The organism is Herbaspirillum sp. C9C3 (assembly GCF_013359625.1).
Classification (GTDB): Bacteria; Pseudomonadota; Gammaproteobacteria; order Burkholderiales; family Burkholderiaceae_D; genus Herbaspirillum.
Genome location: NZ_JABFMQ010000007.1, coordinates 145,269 through 163,468, shown reverse-complemented (window position 1 = coordinate 163,468; position 18,200 = coordinate 145,269). Strand labels below are relative to the sequence as shown.

The 18,200-nt window shown below is 62.7% G+C and carries 18 protein-coding genes and 1 riboswitch; of the genes, 5 read left to right on the top strand and 13 right to left on the bottom strand.

Annotated elements, in window-relative coordinates:
* Positions 1-92: 92 nt before the first annotated feature.
* The 4 genes from HNO82_RS09465 to HNO82_RS09450 form a co-directional block, all read right to left on the bottom strand.
* Positions 93-1,199 (bottom strand): zinc-binding metallopeptidase family protein, encoded by a 1,107-nt coding sequence (locus HNO82_RS09465; protein ID WP_175343521.1) that lies wholly within the window; start codon positions 1,197-1,199, stop codon positions 93-95.
* Between the two features lie 145 nt (positions 1,200-1,344).
* The gene (gene nadC / locus HNO82_RS09460; protein WP_175343520.1) at positions 1,345-2,250 is read right to left on the bottom strand and encodes a carboxylating nicotinate-nucleotide diphosphorylase; all 906 of its coding nucleotides are present in this window, start codon (positions 2,248-2,250) and stop codon (positions 1,345-1,347) included.
* Positions 2,247-3,386, bottom strand: coding sequence for a quinolinate synthase NadA (gene nadA / locus HNO82_RS09455; protein ID WP_175343519.1), 1,140 nt, complete (start codon positions 3,384-3,386; stop codon positions 2,247-2,249). The genes nadC and nadA overlap by 4 nt, the downstream gene beginning before the upstream one ends.
* A gap of 37 nt (positions 3,387-3,423) precedes the next feature.
* On the bottom strand, positions 3,424-5,022 hold the full coding sequence (locus HNO82_RS09450; RefSeq protein WP_175343518.1) for an ABC-F family ATPase: 1,599 nt from the start codon (positions 5,020-5,022) through the stop codon (positions 3,424-3,426).
* 244 nt (positions 5,023-5,266) lie between these two features.
* Between HNO82_RS09450 and HNO82_RS09445 the strand changes: the two genes are divergently transcribed.
* On the top strand, positions 5,267-5,845 hold the full coding sequence (locus HNO82_RS09445; RefSeq protein ID WP_175343517.1) for a DUF1439 domain-containing protein: 579 nt from the start codon (positions 5,267-5,269) through the stop codon (positions 5,843-5,845).
* 48 nt (positions 5,846-5,893) lie between these two features.
* Here the strand turns inward: HNO82_RS09445 and ldcA are convergent, their stop codons facing one another.
* The 4 genes from ldcA to queE all read right to left on the bottom strand — a co-directional run bounded on the left by ldcA (position 5,894) and on the right by queE (position 8,646).
* Positions 5,894-6,904 (bottom strand): muramoyltetrapeptide carboxypeptidase, encoded by a 1,011-nt coding sequence (gene ldcA, locus HNO82_RS09440; RefSeq protein ID WP_175343516.1) that lies wholly within the window; start codon positions 6,902-6,904, stop codon positions 5,894-5,896.
* Positions 6,901-7,458: a tRNA adenosine(34) deaminase TadA gene (tadA, locus tag HNO82_RS09435; protein ID WP_175343578.1), complete on the bottom strand. Its 558-nt coding sequence runs from the start codon at positions 7,456-7,458 to the stop codon at positions 6,901-6,903. The genes ldcA and tadA overlap by 4 nt, the downstream gene beginning before the upstream one ends.
* On the bottom strand, positions 7,458-7,904 hold the full coding sequence (queD, locus tag HNO82_RS09430) for a 6-carboxytetrahydropterin synthase QueD (RefSeq protein ID WP_008329122.1): 447 nt from the start codon (positions 7,902-7,904) through the stop codon (positions 7,458-7,460). The genes tadA and queD overlap by 1 nt, the downstream gene beginning before the upstream one ends.
* A gap of 106 nt (positions 7,905-8,010) precedes the next feature.
* Positions 8,011-8,646, bottom strand: a complete 636-nt coding sequence (gene queE, locus HNO82_RS09425) for a 7-carboxy-7-deazaguanine synthase (protein ID WP_175343515.1) — start codon at positions 8,644-8,646, stop codon at positions 8,011-8,013.
* 266 nt (positions 8,647-8,912) lie between these two features.
* Between queE and HNO82_RS09420 the strand changes: the two genes are divergently transcribed.
* The 4 genes from HNO82_RS09420 to HNO82_RS09405 all read left to right on the top strand — a co-directional run bounded on the left by HNO82_RS09420 (position 8,913) and on the right by HNO82_RS09405 (position 12,924).
* Entirely contained in the window at positions 8,913-9,287 is a 375-nt protein-coding gene (locus tag HNO82_RS09420; RefSeq protein ID WP_008329124.1) for a cupin domain-containing protein, read from the top strand.
* 28 nt (positions 9,288-9,315) lie between these two features.
* Positions 9,316-10,140, top strand: coding sequence for a tetratricopeptide repeat protein (locus HNO82_RS09415; RefSeq protein ID WP_175343514.1), 825 nt, complete (start codon positions 9,316-9,318; stop codon positions 10,138-10,140).
* 66 nt (positions 10,141-10,206) lie between these two features.
* Positions 10,207-10,280, top strand: a riboswitch (Fluoride riboswitch).
* A gap of 89 nt (positions 10,281-10,369) precedes the next feature.
* On the top strand, positions 10,370-11,686 hold the full coding sequence (locus tag HNO82_RS09410; RefSeq protein WP_175343513.1) for a voltage-gated chloride channel family protein: 1,317 nt from the start codon (positions 10,370-10,372) through the stop codon (positions 11,684-11,686).
* A 368-nt stretch (positions 11,687-12,054) separates the two neighbouring features.
* Positions 12,055-12,924 carry a PCC domain-containing protein gene (locus HNO82_RS09405; RefSeq protein WP_175343512.1) on the top strand — a complete coding sequence of 290 codons (870 nt, stop codon included), beginning with the start codon at positions 12,055-12,057 and terminating at the stop codon, positions 12,922-12,924.
* Positions 12,925-12,974: 50 nt separating this feature from the next.
* Here the strand turns inward: HNO82_RS09405 and HNO82_RS09400 are convergent, their stop codons facing one another.
* From HNO82_RS09400 to HNO82_RS09380, 5 genes are read right to left on the bottom strand one after another with little or no spacing between them, the layout of a single operon-like run.
* Entirely contained in the window at positions 12,975-13,343 is a 369-nt protein-coding gene (locus HNO82_RS09400; protein ID WP_008329138.1) for a response regulator, read from the bottom strand.
* A gap of 57 nt (positions 13,344-13,400) precedes the next feature.
* On the bottom strand, positions 13,401-14,354 hold the full coding sequence (locus HNO82_RS09395; protein WP_175343511.1) for a chemotaxis protein CheX: 954 nt from the start codon (positions 14,352-14,354) through the stop codon (positions 13,401-13,403).
* Positions 14,355-14,385: 31 nt separating this feature from the next.
* Positions 14,386-14,994 (bottom strand): hypothetical protein, encoded by a 609-nt coding sequence (locus HNO82_RS09390; RefSeq protein ID WP_175343510.1) that lies wholly within the window; start codon positions 14,992-14,994, stop codon positions 14,386-14,388.
* Positions 14,991-15,716, bottom strand: a complete 726-nt coding sequence (locus HNO82_RS22360; RefSeq protein ID WP_175343509.1) for a methyl-accepting chemotaxis protein — start codon at positions 15,714-15,716, stop codon at positions 14,991-14,993. The genes HNO82_RS09390 and HNO82_RS22360 overlap by 4 nt, the downstream gene beginning before the upstream one ends.
* Before the next feature lie 52 nt (positions 15,717-15,768).
* Positions 15,769-18,195 (bottom strand): ATP-binding protein, encoded by a 2,427-nt coding sequence (locus tag HNO82_RS09380; protein WP_175343508.1) that lies wholly within the window; start codon positions 18,193-18,195, stop codon positions 15,769-15,771.
* Between the last annotated feature and the right edge of the window lie 5 nt (positions 18,196-18,200).

The following is an 18,200-nucleotide window of genomic DNA, read 5'->3' as shown; positions in this document are numbered from 1 at the left end:
CGCTGGAATTGATGAGCCGCTTCGAGTCGCTCGGCGGAGAATGACTCCCCGTCTCATTCAATCAACGAGCAATAATCGAAATCCTTTGAGCCTCAGTCAGGTGCGCCCGCATTGACCACCTCATGCACGAAGCGCAATTTTTCCAGTACCGGCGTGGACAAGGTGAAGGGATAGGAATCGGGCATACCGATGCTGCGATTCAGGCTGTTGAGCACATAGGTCAGCGCAAACCACTCGCGGGCCAGCTCATCGAAGGAGCCAGCCGCTACCGGCGGCGCCGTGATGACCAGCTTCTGCTCGCCTTCGTGACGTGGCCGCAATTGCACGCCGCAAGCGTAGGCCGTCTCCAGCGTATCGAACATATGAAGATAATGCGCCCAGGTCTCCGCCCAGTCTTCCCAGGGGTGGCTGCTGGCATAGGCGCTGACGAAGTTTTCTTCCCAATCGGGACGTGGGCCGTTTTGGTAGTGAGTCTTCAACGCCTCGCCATAATCCTGGCGCTCGTCGCCGAATTTGGCGCGGAAAGGCTCCAGCCATGCTGTCGGGACCACCAGGCGATCAAAATAATAGTGGCCGCTCTCATGCCGGAAATGTCCCAGCAGCGTGCGATACGGCTCGGCCATCTGCTCACGCGCCTGTTCGCGGTAGGCGGGATCGGCTTCGGCGATGTTGATGGTGATGACGCCATCGGCGTGCCCGGTCAGCACCCGCTCGCCATGCGGCAGATCCTGCAGGAATTCGAAGGCCAGGCCGGCTTCTTCATCCTCCATCTTTGGTACCGGCTGCAATTGCAAGGTCCAGAGAGAATGCAGCAGGCGTCGCTTGGCCGTCTCCAGTCGGCTCCACAACACGCGGTTGTTGCCTTCGTCGAGATTGGGAATGACGCGGGTCAGGCGGCAGGAAGCGCACAGCTCGTGCGGTTCGCGCTCATCGAGCATCCAGTTGCAGATGTTCTCGCGCCAGTAGTTGAGACACTGCTTGAAGACCCTGCCCTCGTTGTCCGGCCTGACGCTGCGCCAGCGGCCCGAACCCGGTTCGGGCTCGGCATCTTGTGGCGGCGCCACTTCCGGATCTAGTAGCGAAAAGCTGCCAATGGCTTGCAACTCGGGCTGATAACCCAGCATCCAGCCGCAATTTCCGCACACGGTGTTTTCGAAGAAAACTTGCAGGCCGCAGTTGTCGCAGTGAAAGGTTTTCATGGCTCCCCCTTTGTTTATCGTCATGGCCGGCGAACAATTGTCGCCGGCATCTGGCATTGGAAGGGGAAAACCTCAATACGTTCCTGCACTTGATGGCGCAGGAAAATGAAGCCTGGCGCGGGCTCGCAGCGCCAGGCGAGCGCAATCAGCCGATCACGCGCAGAGAAAAATCGGTCGCCTGGATATCCTTGGTCAGGCTGCCGATGGAGATCCTGTCCACGCCAGTCTCGGCAATGGCGCGCACGGTCTGCATGTTGATGCCGCCGGAGGCCTCCAGCAGCGCCCGGCCGGCATTGACGGTGACGGCCTCGCGCATCATCTCCAGCGAGAAGTTGTCCAGCAGGATGGACTCGGCCCCCGCCTGCAAGGCTTCGTCGAGCTCGGCAATGCTCTCCACCTCGACCTGGATGCTCACTCCGGCGTTGAGCTTCAGCGCGGCCGCTACGGCAGCGGTGATGCCACCGGCTGCGGCGATGTGGTTTTCCTTGATGAGAATGCCGTCATACAGCGCCAGGCGCTGATTTTCTCCACCGCCGACGCGGACCGCGTACTTCTGTGCCAGGCGCAGCCCGGGCAAGGTCTTGCGGGTATCGAGGATGGCCGCCCGGGTGCCCTGCACCACCTCCACGTAGCGCCGGGTTGCCGTGGCCACACCGGAAAGCAGTTGCAGGAAATTGAGCGCGCCGCGTTCGGCCGTCAGCAAGGCGCGCGCCGGCCCTTCGATGCGGCACACTTCGCTGTCGGCGGCCATCAGCTCGCCTTCGGCATAGGCCCAACTCACCTGCAGACGCGGATCGAGCCGGGTCATGACGGCTTCGAACCAGGGTGCGCCGCATAGCACCGCGGCTTCGCGCACGATCACGCGGGCTTTCACGAATTCGTTTTCGGGCACCAGCAAGCCGGTGTAATCGCAATCACCCACATCTTCGGCGATGGCCTGGTTGACATTGGCATCGAAGGCCGCATGCAGCGCGGCATCGAAAGGCCCGAAGGGATTGCGCAGGTTGCTGGCCGCAATCGTCGAGGCAGTCTTGAGAGCGTGGAGAGTCATGCGGGGCCGATTCCTGCAAACAGTTGCTGTTCGTCTTCAAGGCGCGCCGAGGGGCGAACCTTGGCCTTGCGCCGGGCAGCGAAGTCCAGCATGCGGTCGATGCAGAGCACGGCTTTTTTACCTACTGCAGGATCGACATGGATCTCGTTGGCACCGGTCTCCAGCACGTGCAGCAGATTCTGCAAACCGTTCATGGCCATCCACGGGCAATGCGCGCAGCTCTTGCAGGTAGCGCTGTTGCCCGCCGTCGGGGCATCGATGAAACGCTTGCCGGGCGCCGCCAGGCGCATCTTGTGCAGGATGCCGTTGTCGGTGGCGACGATGAAGGCCGGCGCGTCGGAGGACTGCACGGCGGCGATCAACTGGGAGGTCGAGCCAATCACGTCGGCCTGCGCCACCACGGCTTCGGGCGATTCCGGGTGCACCAGCACCAGAGCATCCGGATGCTCGGCGCGCATCAGTTCCAGCTCCACGCCCTTGAATTCGTCATGCACCAGGCAGGAACCCTGCCACAGCAGCATGTCGGCGCCGGTCTGTTTCTGGATGTAGCTACCCAGGTGCTTGTCCGGTGCCCACAGGATCTTCTTGCCCTGCGCATGCAGGTGCTGGACGATTTCCAGGCCGATGCCGGAGGTCACCATCCAGTCGGCGCGGGCCTTCACCGCTGCGCTGGTGTTGGCGTAGACCACCACGGTGCGGTCCGGATGCTGGTCGCAGAAAGCGGCGAATTCGTCCGCCGGGCAACCCAGGTCCAGTGAACAGGTCGCGTCCAGGTCGGGCATGAGGATGCGCTTTTCGGGGCTCAGGATCTTGGCCGTCTCGCCCATGAAGCGCACGCCGGCCACCACCAGGGTCCGGGCGGCGTGGTCACGGCCGAAACGCGCCATTTCCAGTGAATCGGAGACGCAGCCGCCGGTTTCCTCGGCCAGGTCCTGCAGGTCACCATCGACGTAGTAGTGCGCCACCAGCACCGCCTGCTTCTCCTTGAGCAGCTGGCGGATGCGCGCTTTCAATTGCGCGCGTTCCTCGGGGCTGGGCGTGGCCGGTACCTTGGCCCACGCATTGGCGGTACAACTGCCGCCGGTCTCCATTTGCGGTCGCTCGAACTCGACGACCTTGGTTGCTGTTGCTTGCATGGCGGTCAACAATACGGTGCTGATGCGGTTGGGGAAATTATTCGATACCCTGGCTGGCCAGGTAGTCTTCGTAGCTGCCCTGGAAGTCGATCACCTGCCCATCCTTGACTTCAAGGATGCGCGTGGCCAGCGAGGACACGAATTCACGGTCGTGCGAGACGAAGATGAGCGTGCCGGCGTACTTTTCCAGCGCGATGTTGAGCGACTCGATGGATTCCATATCCATGTGGTTGGTCGGTTCATCCATCAGCAGCACGTTGTGGCGGCCCAGCATCAGCTTGCCGTACATCATGCGGCCCTTCTCGCCACCGGAGAGCACCTTCACCGACTTCTTCACGTCGTCGCCGGAGAACAGCAGACGGCCCAGGATACCGCGCACGGCCTGGTCATCGTCGCCTTCCTGGGTCCACTTGCCCATCCAGTCGGTCAGGGTCTCGCCACCGGCGAATTCCTCGGTCGGATCCTGCGGCATGTAGCCGACATTGGCGTTCTCGGCCCACTTCACCTCGCCCGAATCGGGATGCAGTCCGGTAACGTCGCCGCCGATGCTGCGCAGCAGGGTGGTTTTACCCGCGCCGTTGGCACCGATGATGGCGATCTTCTCGCCGGCTTCAACCATGATGCTGAAGTTCTTGAAGATGTCACGATCATAGGTCTTGGTGATGCCCTGAGTTTCCACGGCCAGGCGGTGCAGTTTCTTCTCGCCCTCGAAGCGCACGAACGGGTTCACGCGGGAAGACGGCTTGATGTCCTCCACCTTGATCTTGTCGATCTGCTTGGCGCGCGAGGTCGCCTGGCGGGCCTTGGACTTGTTGGCCGAGAAGCGGCGCACGAAGTCCTGCAGTTCGGCCACCTTTTCCTTGGCCTTGGCATTGGCGGCCAGTTGCTGGGCGCGCGCTTGCGAAGACGCCAGCATGTAGTCGTCGTAATTGCCCGGATAGATCTTCAGGGTGCCGTAATCCATGTCGGCCATGTGGGTGCAGACCTGGTTGAGGAAGTGGCGATCGTGGGAAATGATGATCATGGTGGAATTGCGCTCGTTGAGCACTTCTTCCAGCCAGCGGATGGTATTGATGTCCAGGTTGTTGGTCGGTTCGTCCAGCAGCAGGATGTCCGGGTTGGAGAACAGGGCCTGCGCCAGCAACACGCGCAGCTTCCAGCCGGGTGCGACATTGCTCATCGGGCCATTGTGCTGCTCGATGGGCACGCCCACGCCCAGCAGCAGCTCGCCGGCACGCGCTTCGGCGGTGTAGCCGTCGTATTCGGCGAACTTGGCTTCCAGATCGGCCGCCTTCATGTAGTCGTCGTCGGTGGCATCCGGATTGGCGTAGATGGCATCGCGCTCGGACATCGCGGCCCACATCTCGACGTGGCCCATCATGACCACGTCCAGCACGCGCATTTCTTCATACGCAAACTGGTCCTGGCGCAATTTGCCCAGGCGCTCGTTCACGTCCAGGCTGACGTTGCCGGCCGACGGCTCCAGGTCGCCGCCCAGAATCTTCATGAAGGTGGATTTGCCGCAGCCATTGGCGCCGATCAGGCCGTAGCGATTGCCATCGCCGAACTTGACGGAAATGTTCTCGAACAACGGCTTGGCGCCGAACTGCATGGTGATGTTTGCGGTGGATAGCACTGCGAAAACCTTTTCAAAAATGTAACTTGCGTGCGCCGACCAAAGCCAAAGGGGCGGCGCGCGAAACCGGGCATTTTACCACTGCAAGCCTGTGGCGGCTTGCGTTGCGGGCCGGGGTGGCGGCCAAAACTTGCTGAAATGCTATGTTTCTGCGCTTGCCGACCGGCACCGGCTTACAATTGCCCGGGATTTTTTGCCCATCACGGGCGCTCTGATCCACTTTGCCACTCTGGAAACAGCAAGCATGAAGCAAGCCCTCATTTCCGCAGCCGCCGTCCTGGCCTTGTCTACGCTGGTCTTTGCGCCGGTATCGGCGCACGCTGCCGATACCGGCTACAACATCTGGACCAGCGAATACACCGTCTCCAAGCAGCAGCTGCAAAGCGCCATTGCGCCGCAATTTCCGCGCAAGCTGCGCTACATGGACATCTTCGATGTCACCCTGAGCAACCCGCGCCTGGGCATGTTGCCGGCACAAAATCGCATGGAGACCGTGGTCGACGCCCAGATCGCCAATCCCCTGCTGCTGCAGCGCCCGGTCAACGCGGTGCTGACCCTGAGCAGCGCCTTCAAGTACGATCCGTCCACACGCACGCTGCGTCTGGACGGCCCGAAGGTGGACAAGGTCGACAGCACTGACTTGCCGCCGCAATATGCGCAGCAGTTGACGGCCCTGGGCAATGCCGCCGCCGACCAGTTCCTGCGCGACTATGCGCTCTACACCTTCAAGCCGGAACAGTTGCAGATGAACGGCAAGACCTTCGAGCCGGGCAAGATCACCGTCGAACAGGACGCGGTCAAGGTCGACATCAACGAAAAGTGAGCTTTCCTTCCGTCGCGCCGAAGGCTGCCCGCGCGTCCGCCGGGCACCTCAACGGCGGGCCAGCGTCGGATAATCCGACAAGGTCAAGGTGAAGCCTTCTGCACCGCGGGCATCCAGTACCGCATGCGCGCCCAGCGGCAGCGTCACCAGGTCGCGCACATGACCGAACGGCAGGCCGGTCACGATGGGAGTGGCGATGCGCCCGCGCAGGTAGGCCAGCATTTCGCCGAAATCGTAGCCGTTGTCGATCTCGGCGAGCCGGTAGGCGGAGAAATCACCCAGCAGGATGGCCTTCTGCCGACCGAGCACGCCGGCCTGCTCCAGCTGCAGGATCATGCGCTCCACCCGGAAAGGATGTTCATTCACATCCTCAAGGAACAGAATTCCGCCCTCGAGGGACGGGAACTGCGGATGGCCCACCATATGCGCCACCATTGCCAGATTGCCGCCCCACAGCTTGCCCGCACACTGCACGACCGGGCTCAAGGGATCGGTACGGCGATCACCATTGGGCGCCCGGTCCGCACCGTCCTGCCCGTCATAGTTGCGCACCACCACTTGCGCTGAGCTCAGGGTACGCCACAGCGTCGCCAGCGCGCCCCAGTTGGGCGACTCCGCACCGAAGTCCCCGCACAGCATCGGCCCCTGGAAACCGGCGTGACCGGATTGCGCCAACAGGCAACACTGCAGGGCCGTGAAATCGCTATAGCCCACCAGCAGCTTGCCGCTGGCCGCCAGCGCGCCAATATCCAGCGCCGGCAGGATACGGCTCATGCCATAGGAGCCGCGCAGGCCCAGGATGATGTCGATGTCCGGATCGGCCGCCGCCTCCATCAGTTGCGCAGCACGCCGTTCATCGCTGGCGCCGAAGCGCTGGTAACGCCGGGCGTGGTCGTAGAAGTTGCGTACCCGGCAGCCCAGCGACTCCAGCAAGGCCACGCCACGCTGTACGCCGGTCGGATCAAGCCCGGCATGACCGCAGGGGGCGACGACGGCCACCCCGGTGCCCGGTGGCACCAGTTCTTCCAGCAATTCGCGACCAGCAGAGGCAGTCTTCATGCGTGTTCACCTGATGTGGGGGCATCGCCTTGCGCGGCGGCTTCCTGCAGCCGTTGCTGCTTCACCTGTTCGCGTCGCATGGCGAAAAATTCTTTCAATAACTGACCGCATTGCTCGGCCATCACGCCGCCCAGCAGCTCGGTATGATGGTTCAGCTTCTCCTGTTCGAACAGGTTCACCACCGAGCCGCAGGCGCCGGTCTTGGGATCGGCCGCACCATAGACCACGCGGGCCAGACGCGCGTGCATCATGGCGCCGGAACACATCACGCAGGGCTCCAGCGTCACGTAGAGTTCACAGCCAGGCAGACGATAATTGCCCAGCTTTTCGGCTGCGCGACGCAGCGCCATGATCTCGGCATGCGCGGTCGGATCGTGCTTGCCGATGGGCTGGTTGAAGCCGCTGGCGATGACCACCCCGTCCTTGACCACCACCGCACCCACCGGCACCTCGCCCAGCGCCCAGGCATGGTTGGCCTGGTCGAGCGCAGCGCGCATGTGGCGCAGGTCGGCCTCCGTGATGACCGCTGGCAAGGGGCTGCTGGCGCCGTCCATCAATCCGCCGTGATCTCGGCCCAGCAATTGGGCGTTTCGTGCAGCACCAGTTTTTGCAGATGCAGGCCGGTGCCGTAGCGGTCCTTGTAGGCCGCCTTGAGTATGGCGAAGGCTTCGCGGGCCAGGTTTTCCACCGTCGGGATGCTGCCGATGATGACCGTCTTGTGGCCCGGCAGGCTGGCCAGGAAGTCGCGCACCGGCGCATCCTTTTCATGGACCAGGAAGGCATGGTCCCAGACGTCGACCAGATGCTCCTTGGCCAGAGCCTTGATGTCGGAAAAATCCATGATCATGCCATTGTCGGAATTGCCCTCGATGTCGATGACCGCGCCGGTCAGGGTGATTTCCAGCGTATAGCGGTGGCCATGCAGGTTGCGGCACTGGCTCTTGTGGTCCGGAATGCGGTGGCCGGCGTCGAATTCGAGTTTGCGGGTAATGGTCAGCATGAATGTTTCTTCGAGGATGCCGGCCGCACAAGCCGTGCAGCGGGCGGGGTAAAGCCATTGTAATCATGCGGCGCGCAGCCGCATGAAGAAAAAAGCAAAAAATCGCTCAGGGAATATTGAGCAGCTTGTGGGTCTGGATGCTCAGCTTCCACTTCGGGTTGTTCTTGACCATCTCGATGGCCAGGCGGGTATTGGCCGCCGCCTGCGGGCCATCCATGGGTTGCAGCAGGAAATGTCGGAAGTCCAGTTGTTCATACTCGTCCAGCGGCTGTCCGGCTTGCGGCACCACCACCTTCAGTTCGCTGCCCTGCCTGACCTTCAATTCCGCGCCCATCTTCGGACTGACGCAGATCCAGTCCACCCCCGGTGGTACCTCGATGGTGCCATTGGTCTCGATGGCGATCTCGAAGCCGACCGCGTGCATCGCCTCGATCAGGGCCGCATCCAGTTGCAGCAGCGGCTCGCCCCCGGTGAAGACGACGTATTTGCTGGCGGCATGGCGGGCCGGCCAGAAGCTGTTGATCCGGTCGGCCAGTTCGCTGGCCGACTTGAACTTGCCGCCATTCTCGCCATCGGTGCCGACGAAATCGGTGTCGCAGAACTGGCAGATGGCGCGGGCGCGATCTTCCTCGCGACCGGTCCACAGGTTGCAGCCGGAAAAACGGCAGAACACCGCCGGACGACCGGCATGCGCCCCCTCGCCTTGCAAGGTATAGAAGATTTCTTTGATACTGTAAGTCACGATAGGAAAGACGAAAGGCAGGCGCGGGGCCGCACGGGGATGAATGTACACGACACGGCCAGGGCATCATCAAATAGGACCGTCCTGCATCGGCAGGCGTGACCAAGTGACTGGTGACTGATATAGCAGCCCATTTTTCCGCGTCAGGGGCGTCATTATAGCGGTTCCCCGGACCGATTCAGCGCCTTGATCCTCATCGGCCACGCGTCTGCTGCTGTTACACTGCTGACCTCATCGTCGACCCTTTACCGCCACGCCTGCCGATCATGTCCGCCACACCCGCCATCACCCAGTTTCGCCTTGCCGCGCCCACGCCCGAATACGACCATCCCCGCGAAGACCGCCGACTGGAGGGCAATCCCCTGCGCACCACGTGGAATTACTTCACCAGCGCCAGCGGCCAGATGAACGCCGGCGTCTGGGCCTGCGAAAAAGGCAGCTGGCGTATCGCCTTCGCCCCCGACAAGGATGAATATTTCTGCGTGCTGGAGGGCCGCTGCCGCGTCATCGATGAGCAGGGCAAGGTTGCCGAGGCGGGCCCGGGGGATGCCATGGTGATCCCGGCCGGCTTCAAGGGTGTCTTTGAGGTGGTCGAGCCGGTCCGCAAGCATTACGTCATTGTTGAACGCGCCGCTGGCTGACGCCTTCCGGCCACTGCCCAGCGCTCCCATGCCAGCCCCGTCGCCCAGTCCGGACCAGCTATTGGCTGGCGCCCTGCAGCACTACAATGCCGGGCATTTCGCGCAAGCCGAGCAGGCCAGCCATGCCGTGCTGGCGCTGGCCCCCCAACATCCCGCGGCGCATCAGCTGCTGGCCATGCTGGCGCTGAACCGTCAAGCGCTGGAACAGGCGCGCCAACATATCCTGCTGAGCCTGGCGCCGCGCCCGCAGCATGTCCCCTCGTTGCTCATCGCCGGGAGAATTGCGCTGGCCAACGCCGATCCGGAAGGCGCCGTAGCTTGTTTCGAGACGGCGGCGCACCATCAGCCCGATCTGAGCCAGGCCCATTTCCATCTCGGCACCAGCCTGTCGGCCCTGGGCCGTCATGCGCAAGCGGCCACGGCCCTGCGCCAGGCCGTGGCGCTGGCACCGCAGGCGATGGAAGCCGTCCTCAACCTGGGCAGTGCGCTGCGCGAACTGGGAGACCTGGCCGCCGCGCGCACCGCCTTCACCCAAGCGTGCCGCCTGCGCGCGGACCTGGCCGAACCCTGGTTCAACCTGGGACTGACCCTGCAGGATCTGCAGGAGACGGCCGCCGCCGTCGAGGCCTTCGCCCGGGCGCTGCAATTGCGCCCCGACTATGCCGATGCCGCCCTCAACCTGGGCGTGGCCCTGCAGGAAGTCCATCGCATGGACGAGGCCCTGCAAGCCTTCCGCACGGCGCTCAGGCTGCAACCGCAATGGTTCGGACGCATCGCCCACGCCCTCACGGCCGGCACCAGCGGCCGCCTCTGGCTGCACATGCGTGACCTGGAAGCGGCCTTGCGGGCATGATTACCGCCACACCATGTCGGTAACAAGCAACGTACCGTTGCCGATGAGCTGCAAAATTGCTACTATCGCCGCCAAGGAGATGGCATTCCTCCTCCAACCGCCACCAACTTCATGTTGGGGCTGATGATGCCTACAGTGACCTGGCAATCCGGGGCTGTAGGCGTTCGCCTTTCTGCTTCGCGCGCTCCACGCTCCGTGTGCCAGGATGTTCATTCAGCACTCTGGTTACATGAAAAATCAAAATATCCCCGAACAGCTGCACCTGCTGCCTTACATTCTCAAATGGTGTCTGATTGCCTGCCTGATCGCGGTACTGGCCGGATCGGCCTCGGCCTTCTTCCTCTTCGCGCTGGACTATGCCACCCAATGGCGGGAAGCCCATCCATGGATCATCTGGCTGCTGCCGCTGGGCGGCTTTGCCGTGGGCTGGCTGTATCTGCATACCGGCAAGCCGGTGGAAGCTGGCAACAACCTGCTCATCGATGAGATCCACGATCCGCGCAAGGTGATCCCGCTGCGGATGGCGCCGCTGGTGCTGTTTGGCACCGTGATGTCGCATCTTTTCGGCGCCTCGGTGGGCCGCGAGGGGACGGCCGTACAAATGGGAGGCGCGCTGGCCGACCAGCTCACGCACCTGCTGCGCCTGCGCACCCAGGACCGGCGCATTCTCTTGATGGCCGGCATCAGCGCCGGCTTTGCCTCGGTGTTTGGCACCCCCATGGCAGGCGCGCTCTTCGGGCTGGAAGTGCTGGCCATCGGCCGCATGCGCTATGACGCCATCCTGCCCTGCTTCGTCGCTGCCATCGCGGCCGACCAGGTCGGCCTGGCCTGGGGGGTGCATCATACGCACTACCTCATGAGCGGCAGTGCGCCTGTCGCGCTCTGGAGCGTGGCAGCGGTGATCGCGGCGGGCGTGGTCTTCGGGCTGGCGGGGATGGTGTTTGCCAACAGCACACACCGCCTGTCGGCCTTCATGAAGCGTCATGTCAGCTATGCGCCGCTGCGGCCTTTCATCGGCGGCGCGGTGGTCGCGGTGGCGGTCTGGGCGATCGGCACACATCGTTATATTGGTCTGGGTATCCCGGTGATCGTGGAAGCCTTCCAGCATCCGCTGGCCCCTTGGGACTTTCTGGGCAAGCTGGTCTTTACGGTGACCTCGCTGGGCAGCGGCTTCAAGGGTGGCGAAGTCACACCACTCTTCTACATCGGCGCGACCTTGGGCAATGCCATGGCGCCGCTGCTGCATCTGCCGTTCTCGATGCTGGCGGGAATCGGTTTCGTGGCGGTCTTTGCGGGTGCGGCCAACACGCCGATTGCCTCTACCATCATGGCCATCGAACTGTTCGGTCCGGAGATCGGACCGTTTGCGGCGCTGGCTTGCGTGGTGGCATACCTGTTTTCAGGGCATACCGGGATCTATCATGCGCAGCGAGTGGGACAAGGCAAGTATCTGCGGCTGCCGGAGGGCTTGAAGATCGGGGAGATCGGGGCTTATCGGGCGCGCCGCCGGGCGGAGAGCGAGCAGGAGAGCGTTACCGAACAGTGAGCCTGGACCAGGACCGACATCCGGTCTTGTGAGAGAGGATGTCGGCGCCAGAACTGTACAGTAAAGTGTACTGGGACTGTAATGGCCCCGGCTACGATCCGTACTGCTGCTCGAAGCTGATGTGTACGGACGGTGTCAGGGTAAATGCCGATTTCCCGTGCGTTCCCTTTCAGAGGTGCAACTGTTCCAGGCTGCAAATCTCGTCAAACAATCGTCCGCATTATTTGATCAAGACTTTTCCGTCATGCCGGAAGATTAAAAACATTCACCCGCATGCTTGCATCGAACGCGCGATAATCCTTGCTCCCGATATGCCCAGACGGCCCGCCAAAGCCGCACCGCCCGCAGCCAGCTGACCAGGAGACCCCATGCCAGTCGTCGCACCATCCTTCGCCCGCACCGTCCGTCATCCCGGCACGCCCGACCCGCAGCGCATCGTCGCGCTGGCGGGTCCGGCGATGCAGCTTGATTTCACCCTCGAAGCCGGCCTCAACCTGCGGGACGCCATCTGCATTCCCCTGGCGCGCGCAGGCCTGGAGGGCGGCACCGTGCGCTTTGCCAACCTGCCGATTGCCGCCCTGCACTTCCTCATGCCAGCGCTGGCGGTGGATGACCAGCATGCCGCCTTCTACAGTGCACCGCATGCCATGGAGGAAGGCACGGTCATCGAATACGCCTGCGCCACCGTGGGCCGCAAGGACGGCGAGCCCTTCGTGCATTGTCACGCCGTCTGGCGCGGCCGCAACGGCCAGCGCCAGGGCGGACATCTGATGATGGAAAAGACCATGGTCGCGACCAGTACACCGGCGCAAGCCTGGGGACTGCACGACGCCACCATGGCGACCCGTTACGACCCTGAAACCAATTTCACCCTGTTCTACCCCACCCGCCTCAGCGACCGGCCCACTGCGAGCAGCGGCAAACGCGTCGTGCTGGCGCGCATCCGCCCGGACCAGGACCTGACCATCGCCGTCGAACGCGCCTGTGCAGCACATGGCATCGACCATGCCATCGTGCGCGGCAGCGTGGGCAGCATCATCGGCGCCGAATTCGCGGATGGACGGGTATTGGAGGACCGCGCCACCGAAATCCTGATTCGCTCGGGCGAAGTCCGGGAGGGACTCGGGCAGCTGGACATCGGGCTCATCAATCCGCAAGGCGAGGTCTGTGAGGGTGTGCTCGCACGCGGTCGCAATCCGGTCCTGATCTGCTTCGAATTGGTGCTGGAAGAAAAATGAAGCCGGCCCCTTGCGGCAGGGAGCCGGCTTGATCGCCCGCCAGGCAAGGCTTAGACGCCCACCAGCTTCTTGAAGGTCGGCAATACTGCCTCCCCCTTGAAGGGCTTGACGATCCAGCCCTTGATGCCGGCCGCCTTGCCGCGCTCCTTCATGATGGGCGAGTTCTCGGTGGTCAGCATGATGATGTTCACGCTGGCATTGCCCAGTTCGCTGCGGATCTTCTCGGCCATGGTCAGCCCATCCATGTTGGGCATGTTCACGTCGGATACCACCAGCTTGATGGCCGGGTCGCCCTTGAGCTTGGCCAGGCCATCGCGGCCGTCCACGGCCAGGGCGACGTCCAGGCCATTCTTCTTGAGGAAGTCACCGACTTCGGCGCGCACGGTGCTCGAATCGTCCACTACCAAGATTTGTGCCATCTTGAATGCTCTCTTTGCTTTGGGGGGGAAGGTAAATCAGTGCCGGGCAGCCCGGTTTCAGAACAGTTCCAGTTCGCCGGATTCGAACAGTTCCTCGACAGAGGTCTGGTTCTCGGTGAAATCCTCCGGCGACCAAGACAGGTTGAAGATGAAGCGCTGCAACAGCACCAGCGGCGCACCGTCATCACGACGCAGCAGATACTTGAAGCACAGTTGCGCATCCTCGGAACCGAAGGAAATGTAACGATGCTGATGATTGATGATGATCGGCACCTGGCTCAACTGATGGATGGGCGGGGCCTGGTTGATGAAGCGGTTCTTGAACCAGCCCCAGATCAGATTGGTCAGTTCGCCCAGCGCATTGTTGAGATGGCGGAAATCACCCGACTCCTCCGGGGCCAGTGCCTGCAACGTCTTCTGTTCAGCCTGCAGCATCATGTAGCCACGGCACCAGCTGCTCTCCAGCGGGATGAGCGTGAACACCTCGCCGAAGATGATGCGGTCGCGCACCAGGTAAGGCTGTTCGATCTCCACCTGCTTGCCGGGGAACTGGCTCTCCAGCACCATGCGACTGATCTCGGCAATGCCCCGCACCAGCGCGTTGGGATAGCGTTGGCTGAAGATGGACGAGGCCACCGCCGGTGCCAGCGCATCGATATCCTCGATGCGGTAGACGGCACTGAAGAGTTCGCTGTCGCGATCGGACAAGTCACTATCCGCGCTCTCGCGGCGACGGCGCAGGAAGATCGGCAGTTCCGGACGTACCTCGCGAATACGACGGGCCAGGCCCGACACCGTGCCGCCCAGTCCGGCCAGACTTTCCGAGAGCATGATGCCGCCCAGATCGACGTTGCTGCGCAGGACCGCCATCACGTGTTCCTCATGGGCCTTCAGGCCCACCAGATTGTGGCGATCACAAAAGGATTTGATGGTGTCGTAGCAATCGGCGTCACGATCGAGCACCAGAATCTTGCTGGTGACGGCGTCGTCAAGGCTGGCAGTGGTTTCCATGGTGATGAGATTACCCCGAATCGTTGATGGGTCAGAACAGTTCCAGTTCGCCCGTGGCATCGCCCGCTTCGCCCGCTGCCACGGCAAAGTCCAGCCGGTCGTAGGCGCAGACCGCCAGCGAGACATGCTGGCGCGGCGCCTCGGGCAGGTCGATGGCGAAATGCCGTACGTGCGCACAGTTCAGTTTTTGCAGATAAGCCACACACCGGGTATCAATCACATTGGGCGTGGACATGCCCAGGTGCGGAAAATAACGCCCCAGCTCGCGGTTGAAGATGCCGCAGCAAAGATTGCCGCATTCGGCGATGGCATCCAGCAGGGCCTGATCGTCCATCTCGCTGGCGGCGGCTCGCGTGAGCCGCGCAAAATGCGCACGGGTGCCGGCGTCGGGCCTGAAGTGGAACATCACCATCAGGCGGAACAGGTAAGACGAGATGGTCAGCACCACCATCTTCTGATCGGTGAGATCGGCCGCATCCTCGCTCACCGAGATCTCCGCGCTGGTGTCCGCAGGTATCAGGCTGCTGCGCAGCGCCTGCAGCAGCAGGCTATCGAAGCCGTCTCGGGCGCTGGCACTGATGCGTTCGTCGCCCACCACCTCGGCCACCGCCTGCAATTCGTCCATGTCGTTGGCGCTCATGCGGCTTCAGCCAGGGCCTGGCGGGTCTTCTTGTTGATCAGGTCCAGGCCGATGACGGCGCCCATGATCATCTTGCCGCCGGCCTGCAGGTCCTGGAAGGTGGTGGTGGTGATCAGGTCGTTCTGGTACAGGTTGGCGCGATAGCTCTTGGAAAGTTTCTCGGCACGCTGCGCCAGATCACGCACTTCCTGTGCCACCACGGCAAAGCCACGACCATGCACCCCGGCGCGCGCCGCCTCGATGGAGGCATTGAGGGCCACGATGATGACCTGGTTCACGATCAGGGCGAACTCGTCGTTCTTGCGGTGCATCTCGCGATTGTGAGCGATCAGTTCGTTCATGTCGTCGTGCCAGCGCTCGAAGGTGCGCACCAGGCCCAGCAGCTTGCTGATGGTGTCTTGCGATTCGTCGCAGCTCTGGCGCACGCGTGAGACATGGTCGGACTGCGCGCTGGACAGGCGGGCCAGCATGGCCTCGCTCTCGCGGCGCATCGCGGCCATGTGCTGCTGGGCGGCCAGACGATCCTGCTCCAGCTGCTGCTGATGTGCGGCCCATTGCTGCTGTTGCTCGGCCAGGGTGGCCTGGGCCTGGTCACGCACCCGTTCGAGCTGGCCGGCATCGATGAGCTGGCGCGCACGGCGTTTCTGGCGCAACCACAGCCCGGCCAGCGGCAGACCGGCCAGCACGGCGCCCAGCGCCACCAGGAGAAGAGAATGCAACATGGATCGGTTTTCCTGCTGTCTTGATGATGGTCCGTGATCGCAGCCCGGAAGCTCAGGCCACCTGCTCGTCGCCGCCCTGCGGCAGCACGACCGGTGCGGCCACGTCCTGCCCCGCCATGGGGTAAGGGACATCGATGCCGTCGACTTCCACCGCCACGTTCTCGGGCAGCATGACGATGATCTGGAAGGTGCGGAAGGCTGCGCCTTCCTCGGTATCCATGAAACGGATCTCGATCCTGCCGTGTTCGCGGGTCACGAAGTCCAACACCGCATCCATGCCCACGCCGCGTCCCGAGACCTCGGTCACTTCGCTGCGGGTGGAGAAGCCCGGTTGCAGGATCAGCCGTGCAATCTCGGCATCGGTGAGCACCTGGTCCACCGTGATGAGCTGCTTCTCGATGCCGATCTGCCGCACCTTGTGCAGCGCCAGTCCGCAACCATCGTCGGACAGGGCCATCTGGAACATGTCGTCCATCACGCCCATCTCCAGCTTGATGGTGCCGGCCTCCGGCTTGCCCTTGGCCAGGCGTTCTTCACCGGTCTCCAGGCCATGATCGACCGCATTGCGGATCAGGTGCATGAAGACGTTCTGCAGCAGCGGCGAGGCGAAGCTGTGGACCACGTAGCCGTTGTCATCGATCAGCACGACCGGAGCCGCCTTGCCGAGATCCTCCGCCAGGGCCGGCAGCGAATCGATGACCGGAGCCAGGATTTCCTCGATGGTCTCGGTACCGAGCAGGCGCAGGGTGCGGCGCACATCGTTGCGCACGGCCACCAGTTCATGCAGGTTGGCGGTATTGACGTTTTCCAGACGCAGCAGGCTGTCCTGGATATGCTTGCGGTCGATGGTCAGGACATGGCGCGCATAACCCGGCAGCACCGCTTCCACACCCGCAGCCGCACCACGACCCAGGGTCACGTCGTTGATACGGGCGTAACGGTCGATGATCTCGCGCACCTGCGCCAGTTGCAGCAGCAGCGCTTCCTGACTCCAGACAGCGCCGCTGTCGGCGTGGCGCAGGTCGTCGTAGTGTTGCTCGGTCTGGTGAACGACGTTGGCCAGGTGCAGCAGGCCATAGGTACGACCGTTGCCCTTGATGGTGTGCATGTTGCGGAACAGTTTGGCGATGGCAAAGGCGGTGGCTTCCGGGTTCTGGTGGACGATCTGCTCGTTCTCGTCCAGGAAGCGGCGCGCGCTGCCGATGAAGTCGGCAAACTTGGCCGGCGCGACGGCGAGGATTTCACCGATCATTTCCAGTTCGCGCTTCTGCTCGTTGGCTTCGGCAGCCAGCTGGCGCAGCTCGGTCACGTCGCGTACGCACAGCATCAGGCGAATCACCCTGTCCTCTTCATCGGTGATGGGCGACCAGGACAGATCGAGGATCTTCACGCTGCCATCGGCCATGGTCTTTTCGATTTCGCCGACCATGAGGTGTTCGTTGAAGGTGAAATTCATCAGGTCTTCACCGATGCAGGCACCACCGATGGCTTCGATCTGCGAGAGGGTATCGGCGCCCAGGTTGGTGTTGGAGAAGACCAGCTCCATCACGTCGCGGCCTGCGATGTCGGTGGTCTCGAAGACGGTTTCGAGGAAGGCGGAATACTCCGGATGCACCTTGTTGCCGTCCACGATGGTCAGAATGCCCTGCGGGATGTTCTGCAGCATGGCCTGCATGTCGGCAGTCTTCTGGCGCACCTGGGCCGAGGCTAGTTCGATCTTCTCGACCATGCCGTTGAAGGCAACGATGGAGTGCCCCACTTCATCCATGCGCTGTACCGGCAGGCGACGGGTAAAGTCCTGGCTGGTGGCGATCTCGCCCATCATGGCCGCCATGCGGCTGATCGGCCCGGTGATCTGGCGATACAGCAGGAAGCCCAGGCCACCCAGCAGCAACACCGCCACCACGGTGACGATGCTGATGGTGGTAGTGGTCTGCGCCAGCTTGTCGTTCAACGAGGCGATCGCATTGTCCTTGAAACGGTTCTTCTCGATGCGCAGGGTGTTGACGATGCCTTCCAGCTCGGTCTGGTACTGCATCACGCCGCCGAAGAACTGCGCCTGGGCGATCTCGTTCTTGCCGGCCAGCTTGAACTTGGCGGTGGTATCAATGGCGCCGAAGTAATTGTCCAGACTCTCCCTGGCCTGCTCGATCAAGCCGTGCTGGGCCACGCCCTGAGCCTGTCGGGTCTGGGCCGCCAGGGCCTTCTCCAGCACCGCCTTCTTCTCGGCAAGCTTGTCGTTTTCCTGGGCCACCAGCTGCTTGTCGGTCTCGTTGACCATCACCATCGCGGCCAGCTGCACATCCTTCAACTGGCCCATCAGGTCGGCCGACGCCAGCACGCTGGGCATGACGCCTTCCGTGACCGAGCGTACCTCGAGGGCGCTGCTGCGGGACTGCATCATGGCATAGCCGCCAATACCGGCGATAGCAACGAAGGTAAGTATCACCAAAAGCGTGATACGCATGCGGATGGTCATGGAAT

Bases quoted from the DNA above. Each gene is read 5' to 3' on its own strand.
- HNO82_RS09380 (WP_175343508.1), bottom strand. From the start codon at position 18,195: ATGACCATCCGCATGCGTATCACGCTTTTGGTGATACTTACCTTCGTT.
- queD (WP_008329122.1), bottom strand. From the start codon at position 7,904: ATGCTGACCATTACCCGCAAACTCGAATTCGACGCCGGCCACCGCATT.
- HNO82_RS09420 (WP_008329124.1), top strand. From the start codon at position 8,913: ATGTCCGCCACACCCGCCATCACCCAGTTTCGCCTTGCCGCGCCCACG.
- HNO82_RS09390 (WP_175343510.1), bottom strand. From the start codon at position 14,994: ATGAGCGCCAACGACATGGACGAATTGCAGGCGGTGGCCGAGGTGGTG.
- HNO82_RS09415 (WP_175343514.1), top strand. From the start codon at position 9,316: ATGCCAGCCCCGTCGCCCAGTCCGGACCAGCTATTGGCTGGCGCCCTG.
- HNO82_RS09410 (WP_175343513.1), top strand. From the start codon at position 10,370: ATGAAAAATCAAAATATCCCCGAACAGCTGCACCTGCTGCCTTACATT.
- HNO82_RS09445 (WP_175343517.1), top strand. From the start codon at position 5,267: ATGAAGCAAGCCCTCATTTCCGCAGCCGCCGTCCTGGCCTTGTCTACG.
- nadA (WP_175343519.1), bottom strand. From the start codon at position 3,386: ATGCAAGCAACAGCAACCAAGGTCGTCGAGTTCGAGCGACCGCAAATG.
- tadA (WP_175343578.1), bottom strand. From the start codon at position 7,458: ATGGACGGCGCCAGCAGCCCCTTGCCAGCGGTCATCACGGAGGCCGAC.
- HNO82_RS09395 (WP_175343511.1), bottom strand. From the start codon at position 14,354: ATGGAAACCACTGCCAGCCTTGACGACGCCGTCACCAGCAAGATTCTG.
- HNO82_RS09465 (WP_175343521.1), bottom strand. From the start codon at position 1,199: ATGAAAACCTTTCACTGCGACAACTGCGGCCTGCAAGTTTTCTTCGAA.
- HNO82_RS09400 (WP_008329138.1), bottom strand. From the start codon at position 13,343: ATGGCACAAATCTTGGTAGTGGACGATTCGAGCACCGTGCGCGCCGAA.
- HNO82_RS22360 (WP_175343509.1), bottom strand. From the start codon at position 15,716: ATGTTGCATTCTCTTCTCCTGGTGGCGCTGGGCGCCGTGCTGGCCGGT.
- nadC (WP_175343520.1), bottom strand. From the start codon at position 2,250: ATGACTCTCCACGCTCTCAAGACTGCCTCGACGATTGCGGCCAGCAAC.
- ldcA (WP_175343516.1), bottom strand. From the start codon at position 6,904: ATGAAGACTGCCTCTGCTGGTCGCGAATTGCTGGAAGAACTGGTGCCA.
- HNO82_RS09405 (WP_175343512.1), top strand. From the start codon at position 12,055: ATGCCAGTCGTCGCACCATCCTTCGCCCGCACCGTCCGTCATCCCGGC.